Here is a 17,422-nt window from a genome sequence, read left to right on the forward strand (position 1 = left end):
GGGGTTTGGCGATTTCCAGTCTCTCAAAACCTCGCCGGGTGAACACCCGCAACAACCTATTGAACCTTCACACCTAGCCCAGTCACCGCAGCTGCAATACCACGCAGCATCAGGAGCAGCGCATCAGGTGCCGGTGCAAACGACGCCGCGGCTGGCCGAGCCTCGCGCCCACACAAGCGCCAGATGCTCCAAACCAGCCCCGTCGCGCTTGGCACCCCGAGCAGCCACCCCACCGCCACAAAGCTTTGTGCGATCGCGTTCAAGGGAGTCCATTTGTTCATGTGGAGTGCTTGTCAGAACATCAACAACGGCACCGGCCACGGCACCATGGCATTCCCACGCGACGCTGTGAAGACCGTATACGTGGCAGGACCCGACTTGAACCGAACCGACTGCGTGTAGGTACCCTTCGACGTGAAGGTCGCCCCGCAGAAGCGCTGAATCGAGCCTTCGCGGTGGGTCGGGAACCGAAGCTCTTCGCTGGCGTCCTTGCCGTCGGGGTTTTGGGCTCCTAACCAGTACTCGAGGAATCCCCCATTCGCTGTGATCGGCGACGGAGCGCAGAGCTCGATGTACTTCTTTCCCTGGGCCGCGCAGCTGAAGACGGGCACAGCGTCACCGTCGCTGGCGCGCGCCAACGGCACACCGGCAAAGGCGCCGCAGCAGAGCAGGCGCCCAACGCCGAACCAGTGGATCGGAGCACGGCTGCGAGAGCCTGGGCTGAACTCAGCCATGGGCCATCAATCGCGTTGCGTTGGCCGCCTCCGCCGCAGAATTCTCCGGGAGGGGAACCCGCGCACGCGTGGCGTCCAGCGCGCCCAGAAGTGCACACGATATACGTGCGGGCTGCGTGATCGGCGTCATGTGGTCGGCACCTTGGCACCGTCGCAGCGTCGCGTTGGAGAAGCGCGCGGCGAGCGTCTCGGCCACCGCATAGAACGCCGACGACGTCGGCTCCCCGGTGAACACCGTCACAGGCATGCGCAGCATCGCCAACAGCTCGCCGCGCCACAGGGTCGAGAAGGCAGCCTCCAGTTGATTGACCATGGCCGGCGCCTGCGTGGCCCACCGATGGCGTTGCTCGGTCGGCCAAGCTGCCCACGCATCGCCGCCATGGAGGAAGGACGCCAGCAGGCGCGCGGCTGAGCCCGCCTCTTTCTGGTGAATCAGCTCCGCCATGGCGTCAGCGGTGCGACGAGCGGTCTGCCAGGCATCGTCCCGCCCCGCCGGAACGAGAGCGCCGAATGCCATGGGCTCATAGAGCACGAGAGAACGCACTCGCCTCGGGCGCTGCAGCGCCATCTGGATGGCAACGGCAGCGCCGAAGCCGTGGCCGATCAAGTGGAAGTCCTGGTCGGCGGGCATGTCCAGGTCGCGCAGCACCTGAAGCGCCGTGAGCGACAACCCGCCCTGGGATGGCGCAGTCGCGTCGGTGTGCGACCCTGCCAGATCGGGCGTGTGCCAAACCCACCCCCGGCCTGCCAACGCGGACATCGGCCGCCATTGCGCAGGCCCGCTGGTGCACTCATGGAGCGCAACCACGTGCGTTGGCAGCGCGATGGGTTGCTCGTATCTGTGGGCGCTGGGGCGTGATATTTGAAGCATAGGCTGACCTGTAGGAGCTCAGCGGTGCATCGTGATCAGCCTGTGTTTCAGGGGGGCTTCGTGAGGCTGCAGGAACGTTTCGTTTGTTGAGCCGCCTGGGCTGGCCGGGCGCCTTCTGCCAACACCCCAACTGCAGGGGCAACAAACGCGACCAAAAGGCCTCCACTTGAAGCTGAACAGCAACCGACGATCTTCATGATCGATGGAGATGACGCGGCTCAGGCCAATCCTGTCCGCCCATCCATCCTTCAACCACTCGCGAACCCATCGACCATGAAATTCAAGATCCTCTGCTCCACAGTCGCCCTGCTCAGCCTCGTGCCCTCTGCGTTTGCCAGCGTCAATGTGCCGGGCTACTTTCCCCCTGGCCCGTCCATCGTCGCCATCGTGCTGCGCCTGATCGGCTGCTGATGAGGCCTCCGAGCCAGGCATAAAAAAGGGTCTGCCAATCGGCGGGCCCTCTAGCGGCAAACGGCGACGCGTCAATCGTCCGATTCGCTGTGCGATCGCATCCAGACACGGTGCCGAGCGAAGTCCCAGGTCATCTCGAAGTGCTTCAGCAGGCGTGTGCCGATGTTCAGCTCGCCAGCGGTGTCCTGGTCGTCGATGGCGGCGCGCACGTTCTCGAAGCGACGGCCGGCGACCACCAGATCGCGCAGCACGACCACGTCACGCTCGACAGCACCCCCCAGGCCGCCACCGGTTTCGCGGGCGACGATCCGGCCGGGTGCGAGCAGGCCGCGCAATTGTGCAAAGCGACGACCGATCAACACATTCCCGCCGTTGCCGATGTCCAGGTCCGCCCAGGCCTTGGCGCCTTCAGCCTGCACCGGGATCGCCTCAATGCCGCGCTCGCTGCGCAAAGCCAGCATCTCACCAGCCGGCAATCGAAGACGATCGAGCCTGCGAACACGCAGCCCCTGGAGGTCGATGTTCCAGCGCGCAGCGTCGAACCATTCCCGACCGAGGATCACGCGCACCGAGGTGCCCAGCAGGCGTTGCGACACCTCCTGGAGGTCCGTCAATGCCACGGTCATGCCCCGCAGGGTCACGCCGGCAGCCTGCAGGCTCACACCCTTGGAAAACGCCGCCGGCTGCTCGCCGCCCGATCCTTTGGCAGTGACGGTGGGCCCACCGGCAAGCCCGATGGCGCGAGCCCAAGCGGTATCGATCAGCGTCATTTCCGCCGCTGAATCCAGCAGCACCTCGACCTCATGTCCCTGCACGCGCGCAGGCAGAAACACGCGATCACCGCGAAGCTGTAGGGGCGTCTCGGCCGACGCAGCAGCCGCGCCGGCCAGCAGAGGATGGGCAATAAGCACAAGGGCTTGTGCGACGGTCCATGAGAAGTCTCTCTCCAGGGTTCAGCATGATGTCGCCTCGCGCCACGGCGCGTCACAGCGGTGCCGGCAGCGTCGCCGGCTCGTCGCGCTGGCGGACGTCCCAGACGGTGTCCGCGAAGTCTCCTGCCGCACCCTGGGGCCGGGCCGTGTGCCCCTGCGTCGACAGGAGCTTGCTGATCGCAGCGACCGCCAGGCCTGCGCGGACAGCAGGCGACGAGCAGGTGGTAGCCGCGACGGGCAGCGAGTGGCGACGAAACGTGTGCATGGGTGACGGCGATGGGCAGGTGGGTGGGTTCGTGAGTGACCATCCCTGCAACAAGCATGTCGCCGGTGCTTCACGACACGCCCCGTCGGTTTTGGTTGTTGCGTGCATCGGCCGCCCGGTGCACAGCGGTGCGCAGCCGATCGGCGAGTTCCGCCGCTTCGTCGGGGGTGTAGCTGCCCTCGATCACGAGATCGCGCTCAATCTGCCGGCCATCCATCAGCAGGATGCACACGAGCTCGTCCCCCAGCAGGATGGCCAGACGTCGGCCGCTGTGGCGCGCCGACAAGTTGGACATCCGTTCCCGGGCGTCAGGCCGCAGTCGCAACACCACCCAAGCAGTCACGCTGCTGCGAAACAGTGTCCACTGCCGGCTGGATTTCGCTTCGACGCCGATAACGTCCTGGGACGCGAGGAAGCTGGGCCCTTCGAAACGAAACCCAGCCGACGTGGCGACGAGCGGCAGTTCGGCACCGGCGCCCGGTGCGTCCTGGAGCTCGGCCACCAGCCGGGCCTGCAAGGCATCAGCCGCCACCGCCGGCTCCGGAGCATGGCATCCGGCCAAGGCCATCACCAGGCCACCCAAACAGCATCGCCACTTCATCGCTCATCTCCCGAGGGGTTCTTCGCGTCGATCAGTGTGTCGACGCCGGTCTGCCGCGGCATCGCAAGTCCGCCGACGTTGGATTCATTTGCTTCAACGTGGCGCAGACCACAGCGTGCGTGAGAAGGTGCCGGCCATGGTCACTTCGGTCATCGTGGTGACAGGGGCCGCAAGCACGGCGCGGCGCGCCCGGGGGCAGGGTTGCCTCAGCCGCCCGCGGTCCTGTGCGAGAAGTTCGCGCCGGGTGTCGGCCAGTTGGTGGCGCACCGAGGCAGTGTGCGCACGGACCCAGGCGGGGCGGCGGAGGCGAGAAGAAGCACTTGAGGAGTCTTCATGGGAGCAGGGTGCGGTCTGTCAGGGTGACTTGGATGCGGGCACCGTGCTGGCGCTTGCGAGCCAGGGCCGCGACAGAGCCGCCCACCAGCACCAGCGCCAGGCTGGCCGGCTCGGGCAACTCGCCTGGCGAACCGTTGCTGCAGCCGGCGGTGCAGCGGAAGTAGTCCACCTTGCCTGTCTCGGCGTGCACGTTGTCACCGTAATAGACGCCGGGCCGCATGAGCCGAAACTCAGTCGACGTGAAATCGGCCTCGGTCCAGTGGCCATCGGGCAGGGCATCGTTGGACAGCATGGAGCCTGGGCCGTCCAGCTCCAGCGAGAGGTTGCCGCCCAGCCCGGGCGTTGCCGTGTTGAAGAAGAAGTCGTCGTAGTTGCTGCCCAAATAGTTGTCTCCCACGTTCACCCAATTCGTGCCAAAGAACGAATAGGCGCTGCCATCCGTGAGGCTGACGGACATGCCCTGTGCGAAGTCGCCGGTGCCGTCGTATCTGCCCCAGTCGGTGCGGGGTTCGGTGTCCGTCATGGCACTGCTGTAGGTGACGTCGCCTTCAAACAGCACCGGCGATCCAGTCTGAGAAGTCATGTGACCCTTGAAGTGATAGCTGATGAGGCCCGCCTGGGCCGAAGCGGCGACGCAGAGCAGCAAGGGGGCGAGTAAGCGTTTCATGCGGTATCTCCAGAGGTGGTGGCGTAGTGCGGTCAGCAGGCTGCGCCGTTGCAAGTCGATCGGCGTGATCTGCACGCCAAGACGGACCGCACCCAGAACGGATTGGCTATGTGCCCGCTCTGGCGCTTAGGGTGAGGCTGCTGGGCGACTACAGCTAAGCCCAGCAGCCACAGCCACGCGGCGGTGGTCCATCCCCGGGGCACGATCAGAAGGCCCCACGCGATGAGGCTACTGAGGCTTAGCAAGCCCCGCCGCCGCAGAGGTTGCCGCGCACTTGCGTCGTGCCGTTCGAGAGGAAGGTGTCGTGGGTATTGCCGAGCGAGTTGCTCATCGATACAGCGGACGTCTCGAGCGCCGGTCCACTCAAAAACCCCCAACTGCCATTGCGTGCCAGCAGGACGCGGCGGAATTGACCCCCACCGATCGGATCGTCCGCGCTGGCACCGTAGGAAGTCTGGATGCCCGCGTCGTGGTTGTTGATCACCATCATGTCCGCCAGCAGCGCCGGGGCCCGGAGCAGGCTGACGCCCTGTGCCCCATTGCCTGAAACGATATTGCGGGTGAGGGTTGCATCGGCACCCCACACAAAAATGCCCGCGCCGCCGTTGTCCCTCACGGTCACCGATTCGATCGTGTTGCCAAACGTTCCTCCGGCGTAGATGCCATGTCCCGCAAAGCCGCGTACCGTGCCGTTGCGAACGGCTGATCCCCAGCCACCAATTTGGACACCGATGGACGCCCCCGCACCTGGGCATTTCCGGCCGGCGCCGTTGCCGTAGCACGTGACCGGGCCAATGATTGAGAAACCGTTGAGGTCGAGGGTGACGTTGTCGTACATCACCACGCCCTCGACGCCGGGAGGCACGACGAGGTTACTCATGAGCTTGTAGTTGCCAGCCAGCAATGTGACAGGGAAGCCGGGCGTGTCTTGCGCACTGACGCCGCCGCTCAGGGCGCGGTTTTGGTCGATGAGGATGACGTCGGCTGCCATCGCTAGTGGCGCGACGGTGCCGAGCAGTGCGGCGACAGACAACGTGAAGAGGCGAGGGAATTTCATGATCGAGGCTCCAGAAGATGGGGGGACCGTTTATTCAGCAGGGGCTGCTGTTGCAGTAGTTGCCCGTGGTATGGACACCACCGGCGATGGTGGCGCCAGCGCCAGCGCCGTCGGCGATGTTGTCCGCGAAGTTGGTGAAGAGGCTAAAGCTCCGCATGCCGCCCGTGCCATTGCCGCCAGCGCGCGAGCTGACGACGAGGCCGCCAGAGGTTCCCAGGCCCAACGTGATGCCGTTCTTGGCATTGCCATCGGCCTGCGAGTCGACGATCAACGCGCCGGCGAGGCTGCTGATGCCGGTCCCCATTGAGCGGTAGGCCGAGACCTCGGCGAGCAGGCTGTCATCTCCCACGCTGATGCCGTTGCCACCGACGCTATGGGTGCGCACGCGCGTGAGCATCGCGCGCTCATTGAGCTTGATTCCCGAGCCGCCAAATCCCGACACGATGCCGTTTTGCACCCTCGTGTCCGTGACACCGGCAGTGGCCTCTATGCCGTGATCCGTACCGCCCGTGACCTTGCACTTCAGGGTGCTGCCGGCACCGCTGCAATTGCCCGCATTGGTTTGGCCGTAGATGCCAAAGCCGTTCAGATCCAGCGAAACGCCGCTGACCGTGATGACGATGCCGCCCTGGCCCTGGCCGGCCGGCACGATCAAGTTGCTCATCAACTTGTAGCTGCCCGGCACACTGAGGGTGATGGGAAAGCCCGGCGCATCGCCGGGCGTGATGCCACCAGCCAGCGCCTTGTTCTGATCGATGGTGGTCTGCGCCTGGGCCGCAGCGCCAGCTAGGGCGCTGCACAGCAGCAGCGCGCGGGGGAGGGTGAGTTTCATGAGAAGTCCTGTCATTTCGTGAAGAGGGAGGGCGGGTGCCCGGTGGCAGGCCGTACACCCGGGCTTGCCATGCAGGCATGGTCGGCCGCTGGTGCTTCCGGATGACTTCAAGTGCGGGCTTTTGCGTTTCATTTGTTGAGCGCAGGGAAAGGCGCTCTTGCTAACGATTTGCTGAGTTCAGAAAGGCGCACGCCGAGCACTGGGCTCGGCGCGGTGGTCGTGCAGCGGCGGTGCGTTACCCGGATGAGCCAGGCTGGCCGCGCGGGAAGGGGCGGAGGGCAAGTGCGGCCAGGGGCAGCGAGCTGGGCTCCGAGAGCTGCTGGGCTTAGGTGCGCGCCAGCGTCACGGTGCCCGGCCTGCCACCGGGGCAGTGGCCGCCCTGGATGCCGCTGTAGGGCGGGCCGGTGTCGATGCCGCAGTTGTTCTAGGTGGCCATCCAGCCGATGGCCAGCGAGGTGCCCTGGCTCAGCAGCAACGTGCGATCACCGCCGCCCGGCGGGCTGGTGTCGAGCGACAGTTGCTGCTCCAGCAGCAAGGGCGCACTGAGGTCGATTGCGCCAGACCCGTCGGTCGTGAAGTGCACATCGATGAAGCTGAAGGCGTTGAACTGCTGAGTGCCGATGTGCAGGTCCAGGTCGGTGACCTGGACGCTGACATAGCTATTGGCCGTCAGACCGGTTTCATCGACGGTGAGCTGCCGATGAAGGGCGTGCTGGGCAAGTGGCTGTACGCCAAGACTGGCAGGTCGGGGCGGATCGTGTCGGCGTGCAATGTGAGCGTGAGGGCACGAGGCCGGCACGCGCCGGCACCGGGGCCAGGCTTGCAGCCAGCCCGAACAGGCGGCGCCTGTGGTCAGGGATGAGCTGGGGCGTCGCGAGTTGGGCATGTGGTGACTCCTGCGTGAAGCAAACGGGTCGCCCCGGCTCACTGCGGCCACGCAAAGCGCATGCTCCGCGGGCTGTCGGCCTCGCCGTTGAACTGGCGCATCTGCAGGAACATTTCGATCTCGCCCGGCTGCCCGCCGCTCGGGACGATGCGATCACCTGCGGTCGGAGCGGGTTCAACCAGCGAGGCACACGCTCGTCAGCGCCTCGTTGACGCGTCCTCACACAGTCTCAGCCTGAAGCCGACAGCCGCTCTGCAGCGATAGAGAAAACTCAAGCCATAGCCACAGACAACAGAGGTGGAAAGCACGTTCAGCCGCCCTGAGCCTTCTTCAGCTCCACGTGGATGGCATGCAGCGGCACGTTACCCACGTCTTCCATTGCATGTCCCTGCGTGACGGGAAACCACCGCGTGCCTGGTGGGCGCACCCCAAGGTCTCGAGTGCTGCCGTCCTGAAGGTGCTCCACCACGGGCGGCGAAGTGTCGATGATCATCACGGCCGGGTAGCGGTGCACGTGCAGCGGCTCCCGCTCGCCCGGCGCCACCGTCACTTCCAGTACCCGCACCTCGTCGTTCTCAAAAAGAACCTTGTGATGCTGGGGCGCCGCCGCGGTCGCGTCCAACTCCGGCCGCCACCAACGGTCTGCATAGTTTGACTGCGCAATTGCGACGACCCCCGCAACCAAGCCAACGACCGCGACAGCGCCAAGTCTCACGCTGCTGCGCTCAAGACGCAGAGATCGGCTGACTGGTTTCATCTTCGCCTCTCCTCACGGTGGCAAACCGCAGTCTGCCGTGGCCCAAGTCGAGCTCGAGTCTGGCGGCAAGCATGCCGCGCCGCCATCGGAGCAGCACCAACCAGCTTGGAGAGAAAGACAGCTCACAGCATGAAGATGAGGTACCCGTTGCCTAATAACGGCCGGCCGTGAAGAACGCCTGTTCTACGCGCTCCCGTCCGAGGGCGATCAGTTCCTCTGCGCGCCAGAACTCGAAGAAGCCGCAGGCGTTTCTTGGAACTTCAACGATCACATCCGGTGAATACGCCGACAGCTTGAGGTCTGCGATCGTGTCCTGCATCGCCTGCATGGCGGTGAATGCAACGTCGAGCAGCCCACGGGAGGGTTGCCCGGACCCGCGTGCTGGCCGCACTGATTCGACGAATTTCAGGATTCGCCTGCGATAGCTGTTGTCACCGATCAGCGAGGGACTGGCTGTTGGCATCGAGCGCAGCTCAGCCGGCCCGCTCAGGTCCACCGCGATCGTCAGATCGGTGGCGTCGTCCACGGTCGGCGCGACGGGTACGGGGTTGACCACCGCACCATCGATCAAGGTCCGGTTGCCATGTTGGACGGGCGTGAAGACCATCGGCGTGGCCATGGAGGCGCGGATCGCATCGAACAATTTTCCGCTGCGCAACCAGACCTCCTGACCGGAATCGAGGTCCGTCGCCACGGCGGTGAACGAGATCGGCAGAGCCTCGATATCGTGGTCACCGATGAGGTCTCGCAGCACGCTGATGATGCGCTCGCCCTTGAAGATGCCGGGGCGACCGACGGTGGGGTCCAGCAAACGCAGGACGTGCAAGCGTTCGAGCGCGAGCACCCATTCCGCGTACACCTCGAGCTTGCTGGTGGCGTAGATCCCGCCGACCAGGGCACCCATGGACGTGCCTGATATGGATCGGATCTCGTAGCCGTTTTCGGTCAGCCATTGGATGACGCCGATGTGGGCCAGCCCGCGTGCACCGCCGCTGCCGAGGACGAGGGATACGGTGGTCTTGTGGGATGACATGGGGGATATAGGTAAGGACCGCGGTGTTCTAACAGCTTGGCAAGACACCGCGCTCGCAGGCCTGCAGAACGCACGGACTGCCTGGCATGGCGCAGCGGGCGCGCCGCCAGCGAATCGGTCATCCCCCGGTCAAGAACGGCACCGCCTGCGTTAATGCTGCAGCAAGGCCATCGGCATGAGGGCTGCGAGTTCCTCGCGGCGCACCGGGGTGTTTTGCCCATAGGCCGGAGCCCGCCCCGAGAACTTGGCGGGCCCCATGCCGGGGCGGGCTCCAGCGGCCCCCGCTGCAGACGCGGGTGGGCTGCCCGCGAGTGAGAGGGGGCTTCCCTGTCAGAACTCGGCGTCCGCCGGGCTGGGCGCCCGCGTCTCCTTGGGCAATTCGGCAACGGTGGCGTCCGTGGTCAGGATCAGGCCCGCGACGGACACGGCGTTCTGCAGCGCGGTGCGCGTGACCTTGGTCGGGTCGATGACGCCCACGGCCAGCAAGTCGCCGTACGTGCTCGTCGCGGCGTTGTAGCCGTAGCTGCCTTTGCCCTTCACGACCTTGTCCACGACGACCGAGGGCTCGTCGCCCGCGTTGCTGCTGATCGCACGCAGCGGAGCCTCCAATGCGCGGCGCACGATGCCGATGCCGGCATCCTGGTCCGAGTTCGCACCGCGAAGACCATCGAGAGCGCGGCGGGCACGCAGCAGCGCCACGCCACCGCCAGGCACGATGCCTTCTTCCACGGCCGCACGCGTTGCGTGGAGCGCGTCGTCTACGCGGTCCTTCTTCTCCTTCATCTCGACTTCGGTCGCCGCGCCGACGCGGATCACGGCGACGCCGCCGGAGAGCTTGGCGAGGCGCTCCTGAAGCTTCTCGCGGTCATAGTCCGACGTGGCGTTGTCGATTTCAGCGCTGATCGTCTTGCGACGAGCTTCGATGAGCTCGGCCTGCCCTGCGCCGTCGATGATGGTGGTGACGTCCTTGTGGATGTCGACACGGCGAGCGCGGCCCAGGTCAGCCAGGGTGGCCTTCTCGAGCTGCTTGCCTGTCTCTTCCGAAATCACGGTGCCACCGGTCAGCACGGCGATGTCTTGCAGCATGGCCTTGCGACGGTCACCGAAGCCAGGTGCCTTGACTGCTGCCACCTTGAGCACGCCGCGCATGCTGTTGACCACCAGCGTGGCAAGCGCCTCGCCCTCGACTTCCTCCGCGACGATCAGGAGCGGCCGGCCCGCCTTGGCGACGTCCTCCAGCACCGGCAGCAGCTCACGGATGTTGGAGATCTTCTTGTCGCACAGAAGGATGGCCGCGTCGTCCAGCACCGCGGTTTGCTTCTCGGGGTTGTTGATGAAGTACGGCGACAGATAGCCGCGGTCGAACTGCATGCCTTCGACCACGTCGAGCTCGCTGTGGAGCGACTTGCCGTCCTCGACCGTGATCACGCCGTGCTGGCCAACCTTGGCCATCGCTTCGGCGATGAGATCCCCGACAGCCTGGTCGGAGTTTGCCGACAGCGCGCCCACCTGCGCGATCTCCATGCTGGTGGTGCATGGCTTGGACAACGTCTTCAGCTCGGCGACGACGGCTTCGCAGGCCTTGTCGATGCCGCGCTTGAGATCCATGGGATTCATGCCGGCAGCCACATGCTTCATGCCGTCCTGAACGATCGCCTGCGCGAGCACCGTTGCCGTCGTGGTGCCGTCGCCGGCCACATCGCCCGTCTTGGAGGCGACCTGCTTGATCATCTGTGCACCCATGTTCTCGAGCTTGTCGCGCAGCTCGATCTCCTTGGCGACGGACACGCCGTCCTTGGTAATCACCGGCGCACCGAAGCTGCGCTCGAGAACCACGTTGCGGCCTTTCGGACCGAGGGTGACCTTGACGGCCTCGGCCAGGATGTTGACGCCCTTGACGATCCGGGCACGAGCTTCGTCACGGAAATGAACTTCTTTCGCAGCCATGGCTGAACTCCTTCTCACTACTCCTTGTTGATGTTGGGATGAACGCCGTCAGGCAACCTTGAGGGTCGCCGCAGGGGCGGCTTCTTCGATGACGCCAAGCACGTCCTCTTCGCGAAGCACGAGCAGTTCCTGCCCGTCGAGCTTGACGGTCTGGCCGGCGTACTTGCCGAACAGAACTCGTTGGCCTGGCTGCAATTGCAGCGGCCGTACCGAACCGTCCTGAAGCAGGCGCCCATTGCCCACTGCCAGGACCTCGCCCTGCTCGGGCTTCTCTGAGGCGGTGTCGGGGATGACGATTCCGGATGCCGTTTGGCGCAGCGGATCGATCCGCTTGACAATGATCCGGTCGTACAGGGGACGGATTTGCATCGTAGGTCTCCTATGGATGACAGAAAGATTGACAAAAGGTGGTCAGTGCAAGGAACCCGATCAGGATGGGTACCTGCCCTGGCCGACAGCGAAATAGGAACGCGTGCCCAGCTTTCAAGAGGCCCGCGATCCCATTTCATCCAGAGCCGCTAAAGCAGCAAGATGTGGTCGACGCGCCCGAGCTGATACCGATGGCGTGAGTCGGTGCCGATGCTGCCCCGGTGGGGCTCGATCGGGCAGGGTAGTTCGCGACTGCCGTCAGGCAATAGGCTGTCATCTTCACCCGCGCCGCGCCACAGCCCTTCGGCGACCGGGCGGAAGAGCCATCGTATGTATCCCAGTCTCGACGCGAGGTCTCGCATCTCGATGCGGTCCGGCGCCTCAGCGACGAGATGGGTTTCATCGTCAGGGGCGAGCGGGTTGTCGCCGAACGCCTGCCGACACTCGACCTCTTCGCGCATGGACGCACCAACTACGCTGCATCCGCGCCTGTGCTCTCGCGTCATGTCCCAGGCACCCATGCGCCAGGCGACGGCAAGCATCTGCGAGTCGACCTGGTGCAAGCCGTTCCAAGGCTGGGTCAACTGCACGGCGGAACTCGGCAGCGGTGCCTGCCGATGGCTCGGCGGACTGGACGTGTCCCGCGCCCGTCCCTGGGGCAAGAAGCCGTGCCAATGCAGAAGCAAGAGCAGCGGAGAAGACTTCCGCGGAAGCGTTGTCAGGGACACGGCCGCCAGGGGCCTGCGCAAGGTCTCAACCTGCTCTCGAATGACTTCCAAGATCATGGCTGACAAGGGTGCGATAGCGAACAGCAAAATTTTTGCGAAGACCGCTCCGGATTTCAAGCGGTCTGGAGCCCTCGGCAAGCCGTGCCGCGAATCGTCCTGCGCTCGCACGGCTCGACCTGGCACGCGAACGAACCGGTCGCATGGTTCAGCAGTGAACAGAACATGGCTTGATCTAAGTTCAGTGGTGTTCCCCGGCCGCGGCCATGCGATCGGTCAGGGCTGAAGTAGGAACCGCCAAAAGCTTTTCAAGAGCTTCTCTGCAGCTCGGTTGCCGCCTTGCCGACTTGCCCCAAAAACGCCCAGGCTACCGCGGTGAAGAGGCCAGCCGGCGCCAGCGACGCCGCGGGCCTGCGACGTTGACGAGCTTCTACTTCACCGGCGGGGCTATCCTGAGTCTTGTGACCGTATCTCACGACACCATCTAGCCACCCCAAATCTTAGGGGGCGAGGCGGTGTACCCCTTGAAACCGCTGTGCGGCTGGCAAAAATGCTGCGGCTCTGAGAGCGCCAACGACAAATCACCACGGTCGTGTGGGGCAGGGTCGTACCGAGATAGATCGCAAGCAGGAGCGAACGCGATGGAGCGCTACGTCTTCTTTTCGTTGAGATCGGCCGAGTCTGAAGACATTCAGGCCATCACCGCCAGGGTGGCTGCTCATGGTGGAAAGATCGTGACCGCAATGAGCGACAAGTTGTTTGTTGAAGCTGATCCTCTAAGGGCGAAGGTCATTGCGGAGGCGTTGCCGGGGTGGTTCTACACATCGGAATACCCGGCGACCGAGTGCGTTCCTGCGGGCAGAGACGTGCGACTACTGCACTGAATTCGGTGCGTGTGGCGGCTGGACGTCCTGACCATCGCGCGGGTCGAGTCGTTCTGAACTGACCCCAGAAGTTGGACAGCCAGTGTCTGTGCCTGGGCGATGATCTGTAACGGGGTTGAGCAAGAAGTATGCGTGGTCTCACGGCCCTCTGGCGTGGGGGTGACGTTGTGAGCAAGATCGGCTGATCCTTCGCATCCGAGATGGTGTGCATCAGGCATCGCTAGGAGCCGACGTGGAACTCCTGGAGACGGCCTTCGATCCGGACCCTCGATTGGGGTATGCCGCGAAAGGCCGCGAACAAGTGCTCTCCTGGGTCTGCGACCAGTTGGCGACTGCCGGCAAGAGCTCGGTGGCCGAAAGACTGGCGCAGGATCTGCGCTGATCGTGACGCCCTCCTCAATCAAACTTTCTTCAGCGCAGAGAAATTTAATGGTCGCTAGATTTTGGGCGCGGAGCTGCGTCAAGGCGTACAGCGTCGGCTCATAAAAAGGCTCGCCAGTCCCACGGTCTTTGAGCAAGGGGAGCCGTTCGCCCGACGCTAAGACGACCTACCGAACCTGAAACGGATTTGCTTGTTTACGCATTTCAAAGATGGACGATAGCCAGCATCTGGCGTTCGTCTTCCGAACACCGTAAACAAACAAAAAGGCCCACAGCCAAAAGGCTGCGGGCCAGATGTTTACAAACTTAGTGGAGGTCGATCCTAGAACGGGATGTCGTCATCCATATCGTCAAACCCCGTCGACGCCTTGGGCGCCGCGGCCGGTGCGCGCGGTGCGGGCGGGCGCTGGGCTGCGGCCGGACGGGCCGCCGGACGGGCGCCGCCGCCTTCCATGTCGTCGCCACCGCGGCCATAAGCGCCGCCGCCGCCAGCACCACGGCTGTAGCCGCCACCGCCACCTTCGTCGCCGCCGCCGCCTTCACGGCCGCCCAGCAGCTGCATTTCGCTGGCGATGATTTCGGTCGTGTAGGTGTCGCGGCCTTCCTTGTCCTGCCACTTGCGGGTCTTCAGGCGGCCTTCGACATAGAGGGGGCGGCCCTTCTTGACGTATTCGCCGACGATCTCGGCCAAACGGTCGTTGAAGACGACACGATGCCATTCGGTCTCTTCCTGGCGCTCGCCGGTCTCGCGGTTCTTCCAGTTGCGGGTGGTGGCCAGGCTGAGGGTGACCCAGGCGCCGCCGCTCGGGTTGTAGCGAACTTCGGGGTCTTTGCCGACGTTGCCGATGATGATGACTTTGTTGACGCTGGCCATGACGCTCGCCTGAATTCGATGGGGAAGGGTGCGAATTATGCCGGCGGGGGCTCCCGGCCCTGTCAGCAACACCCCGGAGACCGCATCCCGCACCCCGGGGCCCGCACTTCGTCTCCCCAACCGGACGGGGCCCCGCGGGCCTCCCTAAGATGAAGCCATGCAAGCCTCAGTCCGCCGCCCCAGCAACCGCCGCCCGAATGCGCGGTTGTGGCTGGCGTATGCCGGTGCCTGCGCCCTGGCTTGGTGCCTGTTCGTGCTGGCCGGCAGCGAGTTCGACCGCGGCCTGGACCCGTTCTGGCTGGCCGTCTACCAGGCCACCACCATGCTGTGGGCGCCCATGCTGCTGGGCATCGCCGTCTGGCCGGTGGCCCGCCGCTTGCACGCCAACGAAGCCGGCCCGGCCGCGACCAGCCTGGCTCATGCGATGGCCGCCCTGTCCTTTTCGGCGCTGTGGCAGGCCGGCGAGTTCGCCGTCAACGCCGCCCTGTTCGGCACCGACCATGCCGGCGCCGTGCTGCTGGCCGGCATCCTGTGGCGCTCGGTGTGGGGCCTGGTGGTCTACGCGGCCATCGCCACCGCCTTCACGGCCGTGCTGCAGTCGCGCGCGGCGCGCTCGGCGGCCGTGCACGCCGCCCAGGCCGAGAGCGCCCTGGCCAAGGCCGAGCTGTCGGCCATCAGCGGCAAGCTGAACCCGCATTTCCTGTTCAACACGCTGAACTCGCTGATCGCCCTGACCCGCAAGGACCCGGCCGGGGCTGAAGCCGCCCTGCTGAAATTCGCTTCCATGCTGCGCTATGTGCTGGACACCAAGCGCGGCGCCGAGGACCGCGTCATGCTGTCCGACGAGATCGACTTCCTGCGCGACTACCTGGCCCTGGAGGCCCTGCGCCTGGGCCCGCGCCTGCGCGTGGACTGGGAGCTGGAGGAGCGCGTGATGGCCGACGAGCTGCCGCCGCTGACCCTGCAGCCCCTCGTCGAGAACTCCATCCTGCATGCCGTAGCCAACCGCAAGGGCGGCGGCAAGGTGACCATCACCGCCCGCCGCAATGCGCTCAACCACGGCCTGGACCTGGCCGTGGCCGACGACGGCCCAGGCTGCGAGCCCGAGGCTCTGGAACCCAAGCCCGGCCAGCGCCGCGGCGTGGGCCTGGCGGCGCTGAAGAAGCGCTTCGCCCTGGACTACGACGGCAAGGCCCGCCTGCGCATCCACACCGCGCCCGGCGCCGGCTTCCGCGTCGACCTCTTCATTCCCCAGGTATGAACATGACCACCGTTCTCATCGCCGAAGACGAACACCTGGCCGCCGAAGCCTTGGCCGACTGGGTCAAGGCCACGCCGGGCCTGCAGCTGGTGGCGGTCTGCGAAGACGGCGACGACGCGCTGGCCCAGATCCGCGCCTTGAAGCCCGCCCTGGTGCTGACCGACATCCAGATGCCCGGCCTGACCGGCCTGCAGGTGGTGCAGGCCCTGCAGGGTGAGGCCCACCAGCCGCGCATCATCTTCACGACGGCCTATGACCAGCATGCGCTGACGGCCTTCGAGCTGCATGCGGTGGACTATCTGCTCAAGCCCTTCTCGCGCGAGCGCTTCGACGAGGCCATCAACCATGTGCTGCGCGACGGCTCGCCCAGCCCGGCCGACGTGGCCCAGGCTTTGGGCGCGCCGGCCGACGCGCCGCTGACACGCCTCTTGGTGCGCGACCAGGGCAAGATCTTCCCGCTGCAGGTGGACGCCATCGAGTGCCTGCGCTCCGACAACAAATACACCGCCATCACCAGCAAGGGCCGCAGCTTCCTGGTGCGCCTGCCCATCGCCGACTTCGAGACGCGGCTGGATCCGGCCCGCTTCCTGCGCGTGCAGCGCGGCTGCATCGTGAACCTGGATTTCGTCGAGAGCATGACCCCGGACGAGAACTCCCAGCTCGTCGTGCAGTTGCGTGACGGCACGCGCATCACGGCCAACCGCGAGGTCTCCAAGATGTTGAGGGAGCAGTCGCTGTGAAAACCAAGTTCCGCCTCCTGACCGTGGCACTGCTGCTGGCCGCCGGCGTGGCCGGCGCCCAGACGCCGCCGCCGGCCCAACCCGCACCACCGGCCCCCCCGGCCCCGACGCCCCAGGCCATGCCCCGGCCCATGCCGCATCCGGCGCCCATGGTCCGCCCGGTGCCGCCGCTGCCGCCCGAACCGGGCCGCGTCTACGCCCCCGGCGCCTTCGACAAGCTGGAGCTGGCCGGCGCCGCCCGCGTCATCGTCGTGCAGGGCGACCGCGACCAGGCCTTCATCGCCGGCGACGACGACGTGCAAAAGGGCGTCGAGGTCGAGCTGGCCGACCGCCAGCTCGTCATCCGCTCGACCGGCGGCTGGAAGATCTGGCGCAGCAGCAAGATCTTTGTGCAGGTGGAGATGCGCGAACTGCGCCAGCTCTCGGTTTCCGGCGCCAGCGATGTACAGGCGCCCGGTCCGCTGCACGCCGACCAGCTCAAGCTCAGCATCAGCGGCGCCGGCAATGTGAGGCTGGACCAGCTGCAGGCCAAGCAGCTCGTCTTCACCATCTCGGGCGCCGGCGACGGCCAGCTCGGCGGCCGGGTCGACGACCTGGCCCTGCAGATCTCCGGCAAGGGCAAGGTCATCGCCGAGCGCCTGCAGTCGCAGCGCGCCCGCGTCAACGTCAGCGGCATCGGCAATGTCGTGCTGTGGGTGACCGACGACCTGGCGGCCCACATCTCCGGCATCGGCTCGGTGGACTATTTCGGCAACCCCTCGGTGCAGCGCTCGGTGTCGGGCATGGGTTCGATCAGCGCCCGCGGCGAGAAGAAACCTTCCGTGGACATGCGCTGAACCCTGCCTAAACTCCCTGGCAA

At 65.5% G+C, this 17,422-nt stretch carries 21 protein-coding genes; 6 read left to right on the plus strand and 15 right to left on the minus strand.

What is annotated here, in order from left to right; translation table 11 throughout:
- Positions 1 to 293 precede the first annotated feature (293 nt).
- On the minus strand, positions 294 to 734 hold the full coding sequence (locus tag AC3WOE_RS04245; RefSeq protein WP_492688486.1) for a hypothetical protein: 441 nt from the start codon (positions 732 to 734) through the stop codon (positions 294 to 296).
- On the minus strand, positions 727 to 1,605 hold the full coding sequence (locus tag AC3WOE_RS04250; protein ID WP_492688487.1) for an alpha/beta fold hydrolase: 879 nt from the start codon (positions 1,603 to 1,605) through the stop codon (positions 727 to 729). The genes AC3WOE_RS04245 and AC3WOE_RS04250 overlap by 8 nt, the downstream gene beginning before the upstream one ends.
- 273 nt (positions 1,606 to 1,878) lie before the next feature.
- Here AC3WOE_RS04250 and AC3WOE_RS04255 point away from each other — a divergent pair, with 273 nt between their 5' ends.
- Positions 1,879 to 2,016, plus strand: coding sequence for a hypothetical protein (locus AC3WOE_RS04255; protein WP_492688489.1), 138 nt, complete (start codon positions 1,879 to 1,881; stop codon positions 2,014 to 2,016).
- A 71-nt stretch (positions 2,017 to 2,087) separates the two neighbouring features.
- Here the strand turns inward: AC3WOE_RS04255 and AC3WOE_RS04260 are convergent, their stop codons facing one another.
- The 12 genes from AC3WOE_RS04260 to AC3WOE_RS04315 form a co-directional block, all read right to left on the minus strand.
- The gene (locus tag AC3WOE_RS04260; RefSeq protein ID WP_492688491.1) at positions 2,088 to 2,849 is read right to left on the minus strand and encodes a retropepsin-like aspartic protease; all 762 of its coding nucleotides are present in this window, start codon (positions 2,847 to 2,849) and stop codon (positions 2,088 to 2,090) included.
- A 151-nt stretch (positions 2,850 to 3,000) separates the two neighbouring features.
- Positions 3,001 to 3,213, minus strand: coding sequence for a hypothetical protein (locus tag AC3WOE_RS04265; RefSeq protein ID WP_492688493.1), 213 nt, complete (start codon positions 3,211 to 3,213; stop codon positions 3,001 to 3,003).
- A 70-nt stretch (positions 3,214 to 3,283) separates the two neighbouring features.
- Positions 3,284 to 3,814: a SecDF P1 head subdomain-containing protein gene (locus AC3WOE_RS04270; protein WP_492688495.1), complete on the minus strand. Its 531-nt coding sequence runs from the start codon at positions 3,812 to 3,814 to the stop codon at positions 3,284 to 3,286.
- A 331-nt stretch (positions 3,815 to 4,145) separates the two neighbouring features.
- Positions 4,146 to 4,817, minus strand: coding sequence for a PEP-CTERM sorting domain-containing protein (locus AC3WOE_RS04275; protein ID WP_492688496.1), 672 nt, complete (start codon positions 4,815 to 4,817; stop codon positions 4,146 to 4,148).
- A gap of 238 nt (positions 4,818 to 5,055) precedes the next feature.
- Positions 5,056 to 5,874 (minus strand): right-handed parallel beta-helix repeat-containing protein, encoded by an 819-nt coding sequence (locus tag AC3WOE_RS04280; protein ID WP_492688498.1) that lies wholly within the window; start codon positions 5,872 to 5,874, stop codon positions 5,056 to 5,058.
- 34 nt (positions 5,875 to 5,908) lie between these two features.
- A complete protein-coding gene (locus AC3WOE_RS04285; protein ID WP_492688499.1) occupies positions 5,909 to 6,706 on the minus strand; it encodes a hypothetical protein in 798 nt (265 codons plus the stop codon).
- Positions 6,707 to 7,130: 424 nt separating this feature from the next.
- On the minus strand, positions 7,131 to 7,592 hold the full coding sequence (locus AC3WOE_RS04290; RefSeq protein ID WP_492688501.1) for a hypothetical protein: 462 nt from the start codon (positions 7,590 to 7,592) through the stop codon (positions 7,131 to 7,133).
- A 310-nt stretch (positions 7,593 to 7,902) separates the two neighbouring features.
- Positions 7,903 to 8,349, minus strand: coding sequence for a hypothetical protein (locus tag AC3WOE_RS04295; protein ID WP_492688503.1), 447 nt, complete (start codon positions 8,347 to 8,349; stop codon positions 7,903 to 7,905).
- 151 nt (positions 8,350 to 8,500) lie between these two features.
- Positions 8,501 to 9,382: a patatin-like phospholipase family protein gene (locus AC3WOE_RS04300; RefSeq protein ID WP_492688505.1), complete on the minus strand. Its 882-nt coding sequence runs from the start codon at positions 9,380 to 9,382 to the stop codon at positions 8,501 to 8,503.
- Between the two features lie 330 nt (positions 9,383 to 9,712).
- Positions 9,713 to 11,329, minus strand: a complete 1,617-nt coding sequence (gene groL, locus AC3WOE_RS04305) for a chaperonin GroEL (RefSeq protein ID WP_492688507.1) — start codon at positions 11,327 to 11,329, stop codon at positions 9,713 to 9,715.
- A gap of 48 nt (positions 11,330 to 11,377) precedes the next feature.
- On the minus strand, positions 11,378 to 11,698 hold the full coding sequence (locus AC3WOE_RS04310) for a co-chaperone GroES (RefSeq protein WP_492688509.1): 321 nt from the start codon (positions 11,696 to 11,698) through the stop codon (positions 11,378 to 11,380).
- Positions 11,699 to 11,847: 149 nt separating this feature from the next.
- Positions 11,848 to 12,159, minus strand: a complete 312-nt coding sequence (locus AC3WOE_RS04315; protein ID WP_492688511.1) for a hypothetical protein — start codon at positions 12,157 to 12,159, stop codon at positions 11,848 to 11,850.
- A 905-nt stretch (positions 12,160 to 13,064) separates the two neighbouring features.
- Here AC3WOE_RS04315 and AC3WOE_RS04320 point away from each other — a divergent pair.
- Both AC3WOE_RS04320 and AC3WOE_RS04325 read left to right on the plus strand, forming a co-directional pair.
- Positions 13,065 to 13,307, plus strand: coding sequence for a hypothetical protein (locus AC3WOE_RS04320; RefSeq protein ID WP_492688513.1), 243 nt, complete (start codon positions 13,065 to 13,067; stop codon positions 13,305 to 13,307).
- A gap of 232 nt (positions 13,308 to 13,539) precedes the next feature.
- Positions 13,540 to 13,689: a hypothetical protein gene (locus tag AC3WOE_RS04325; RefSeq protein WP_492688514.1), complete on the plus strand. Its 150-nt coding sequence runs from the start codon at positions 13,540 to 13,542 to the stop codon at positions 13,687 to 13,689.
- 321 nt (positions 13,690 to 14,010) lie between these two features.
- Here the strand turns inward: AC3WOE_RS04325 and ssb are convergent, their stop codons facing one another.
- Entirely contained in the window at positions 14,011 to 14,562 is a 552-nt protein-coding gene (ssb, locus tag AC3WOE_RS04330) for a single-stranded DNA-binding protein (RefSeq protein ID WP_492688515.1), read from the minus strand.
- Positions 14,563 to 14,719: 157 nt separating this feature from the next.
- On the opposite strand from ssb, the gene AC3WOE_RS04335 reads away from it, so the two are divergent.
- The 3 genes from AC3WOE_RS04335 to AC3WOE_RS04345 are packed head-to-tail and all read left to right on the plus strand — an operon-like array spanning position 14,720 to position 17,399.
- Positions 14,720 to 15,823 carry a sensor histidine kinase gene (locus AC3WOE_RS04335; RefSeq protein WP_492688517.1) on the plus strand — a complete coding sequence of 368 codons (1,104 nt, stop codon included), beginning with the start codon at positions 14,720 to 14,722 and terminating at the stop codon, positions 15,821 to 15,823.
- A 2-nt stretch (positions 15,824 to 15,825) separates the two neighbouring features.
- A complete protein-coding gene (locus tag AC3WOE_RS04340) occupies positions 15,826 to 16,563 on the plus strand; it encodes a LytR/AlgR family response regulator transcription factor (protein ID WP_492688518.1) in 738 nt (245 codons plus the stop codon).
- Positions 16,560 to 17,399, plus strand: coding sequence for a head GIN domain-containing protein (locus AC3WOE_RS04345; RefSeq protein WP_492688520.1), 840 nt, complete (start codon positions 16,560 to 16,562; stop codon positions 17,397 to 17,399). The genes AC3WOE_RS04340 and AC3WOE_RS04345 overlap by 4 nt, the downstream gene beginning before the upstream one ends.
- Positions 17,400 to 17,422 lie beyond the last annotated feature (23 nt).

The sequence above is a fragment of the Roseateles sp. FW305-36 genome (assembly GCF_058787015.1).

Bases quoted from the DNA above. Each gene is read 5' to 3' on its own strand.
- AC3WOE_RS04320 (WP_492688513.1), top strand. From the start codon at position 13,065: ATGGAGCGCTACGTCTTCTTTTCGTTGAGATCGGCCGAGTCTGAAGAC.
- AC3WOE_RS04270 (WP_492688495.1), bottom strand. From the start codon at position 3,814: ATGAAGTGGCGATGCTGTTTGGGTGGCCTGGTGATGGCCTTGGCCGGA.
- AC3WOE_RS04290 (WP_492688501.1), bottom strand. From the start codon at position 7,592: ATGCCCAACTCGCGACGCCCCAGCTCATCCCTGACCACAGGCGCCGCC.
- AC3WOE_RS04275 (WP_492688496.1), bottom strand. From the start codon at position 4,817: ATGAAACGCTTACTCGCCCCCTTGCTGCTCTGCGTCGCCGCTTCGGCC.
- ssb (WP_492688515.1), bottom strand. From the start codon at position 14,562: ATGGCCAGCGTCAACAAAGTCATCATCATCGGCAACGTCGGCAAAGAC.
- AC3WOE_RS04300 (WP_492688505.1), bottom strand. From the start codon at position 9,382: ATGTCATCCCACAAGACCACCGTATCCCTCGTCCTCGGCAGCGGCGGT.
- AC3WOE_RS04315 (WP_492688511.1), bottom strand. From the start codon at position 12,159: ATGCGCGAAGAGGTCGAGTGTCGGCAGGCGTTCGGCGACAACCCGCTC.
- AC3WOE_RS04340 (WP_492688518.1), top strand. From the start codon at position 15,826: ATGACCACCGTTCTCATCGCCGAAGACGAACACCTGGCCGCCGAAGCC.
- AC3WOE_RS04335 (WP_492688517.1), top strand. From the start codon at position 14,720: ATGCAAGCCTCAGTCCGCCGCCCCAGCAACCGCCGCCCGAATGCGCGG.
- AC3WOE_RS04280 (WP_492688498.1), bottom strand. From the start codon at position 5,874: ATGAAATTCCCTCGCCTCTTCACGTTGTCTGTCGCCGCACTGCTCGGC.
- AC3WOE_RS04265 (WP_492688493.1), bottom strand. From the start codon at position 3,213: ATGCACACGTTTCGTCGCCACTCGCTGCCCGTCGCGGCTACCACCTGC.
- AC3WOE_RS04250 (WP_492688487.1), bottom strand. From the start codon at position 1,605: ATGCTTCAAATATCACGCCCCAGCGCCCACAGATACGAGCAACCCATC.
- AC3WOE_RS04285 (WP_492688499.1), bottom strand. From the start codon at position 6,706: ATGAAACTCACCCTCCCCCGCGCGCTGCTGCTGTGCAGCGCCCTAGCT.
- AC3WOE_RS04245 (WP_492688486.1), bottom strand. From the start codon at position 734: ATGGCTGAGTTCAGCCCAGGCTCTCGCAGCCGTGCTCCGATCCACTGG.
- AC3WOE_RS04295 (WP_492688503.1), bottom strand. From the start codon at position 8,349: ATGAAACCAGTCAGCCGATCTCTGCGTCTTGAGCGCAGCAGCGTGAGA.
- AC3WOE_RS04310 (WP_492688509.1), bottom strand. From the start codon at position 11,698: ATGCAAATCCGTCCCCTGTACGACCGGATCATTGTCAAGCGGATCGAT.
- groL (WP_492688507.1), bottom strand. From the start codon at position 11,329: ATGGCTGCGAAAGAAGTTCATTTCCGTGACGAAGCTCGTGCCCGGATC.
- AC3WOE_RS04255 (WP_492688489.1), top strand. From the start codon at position 1,879: ATGAAATTCAAGATCCTCTGCTCCACAGTCGCCCTGCTCAGCCTCGTG.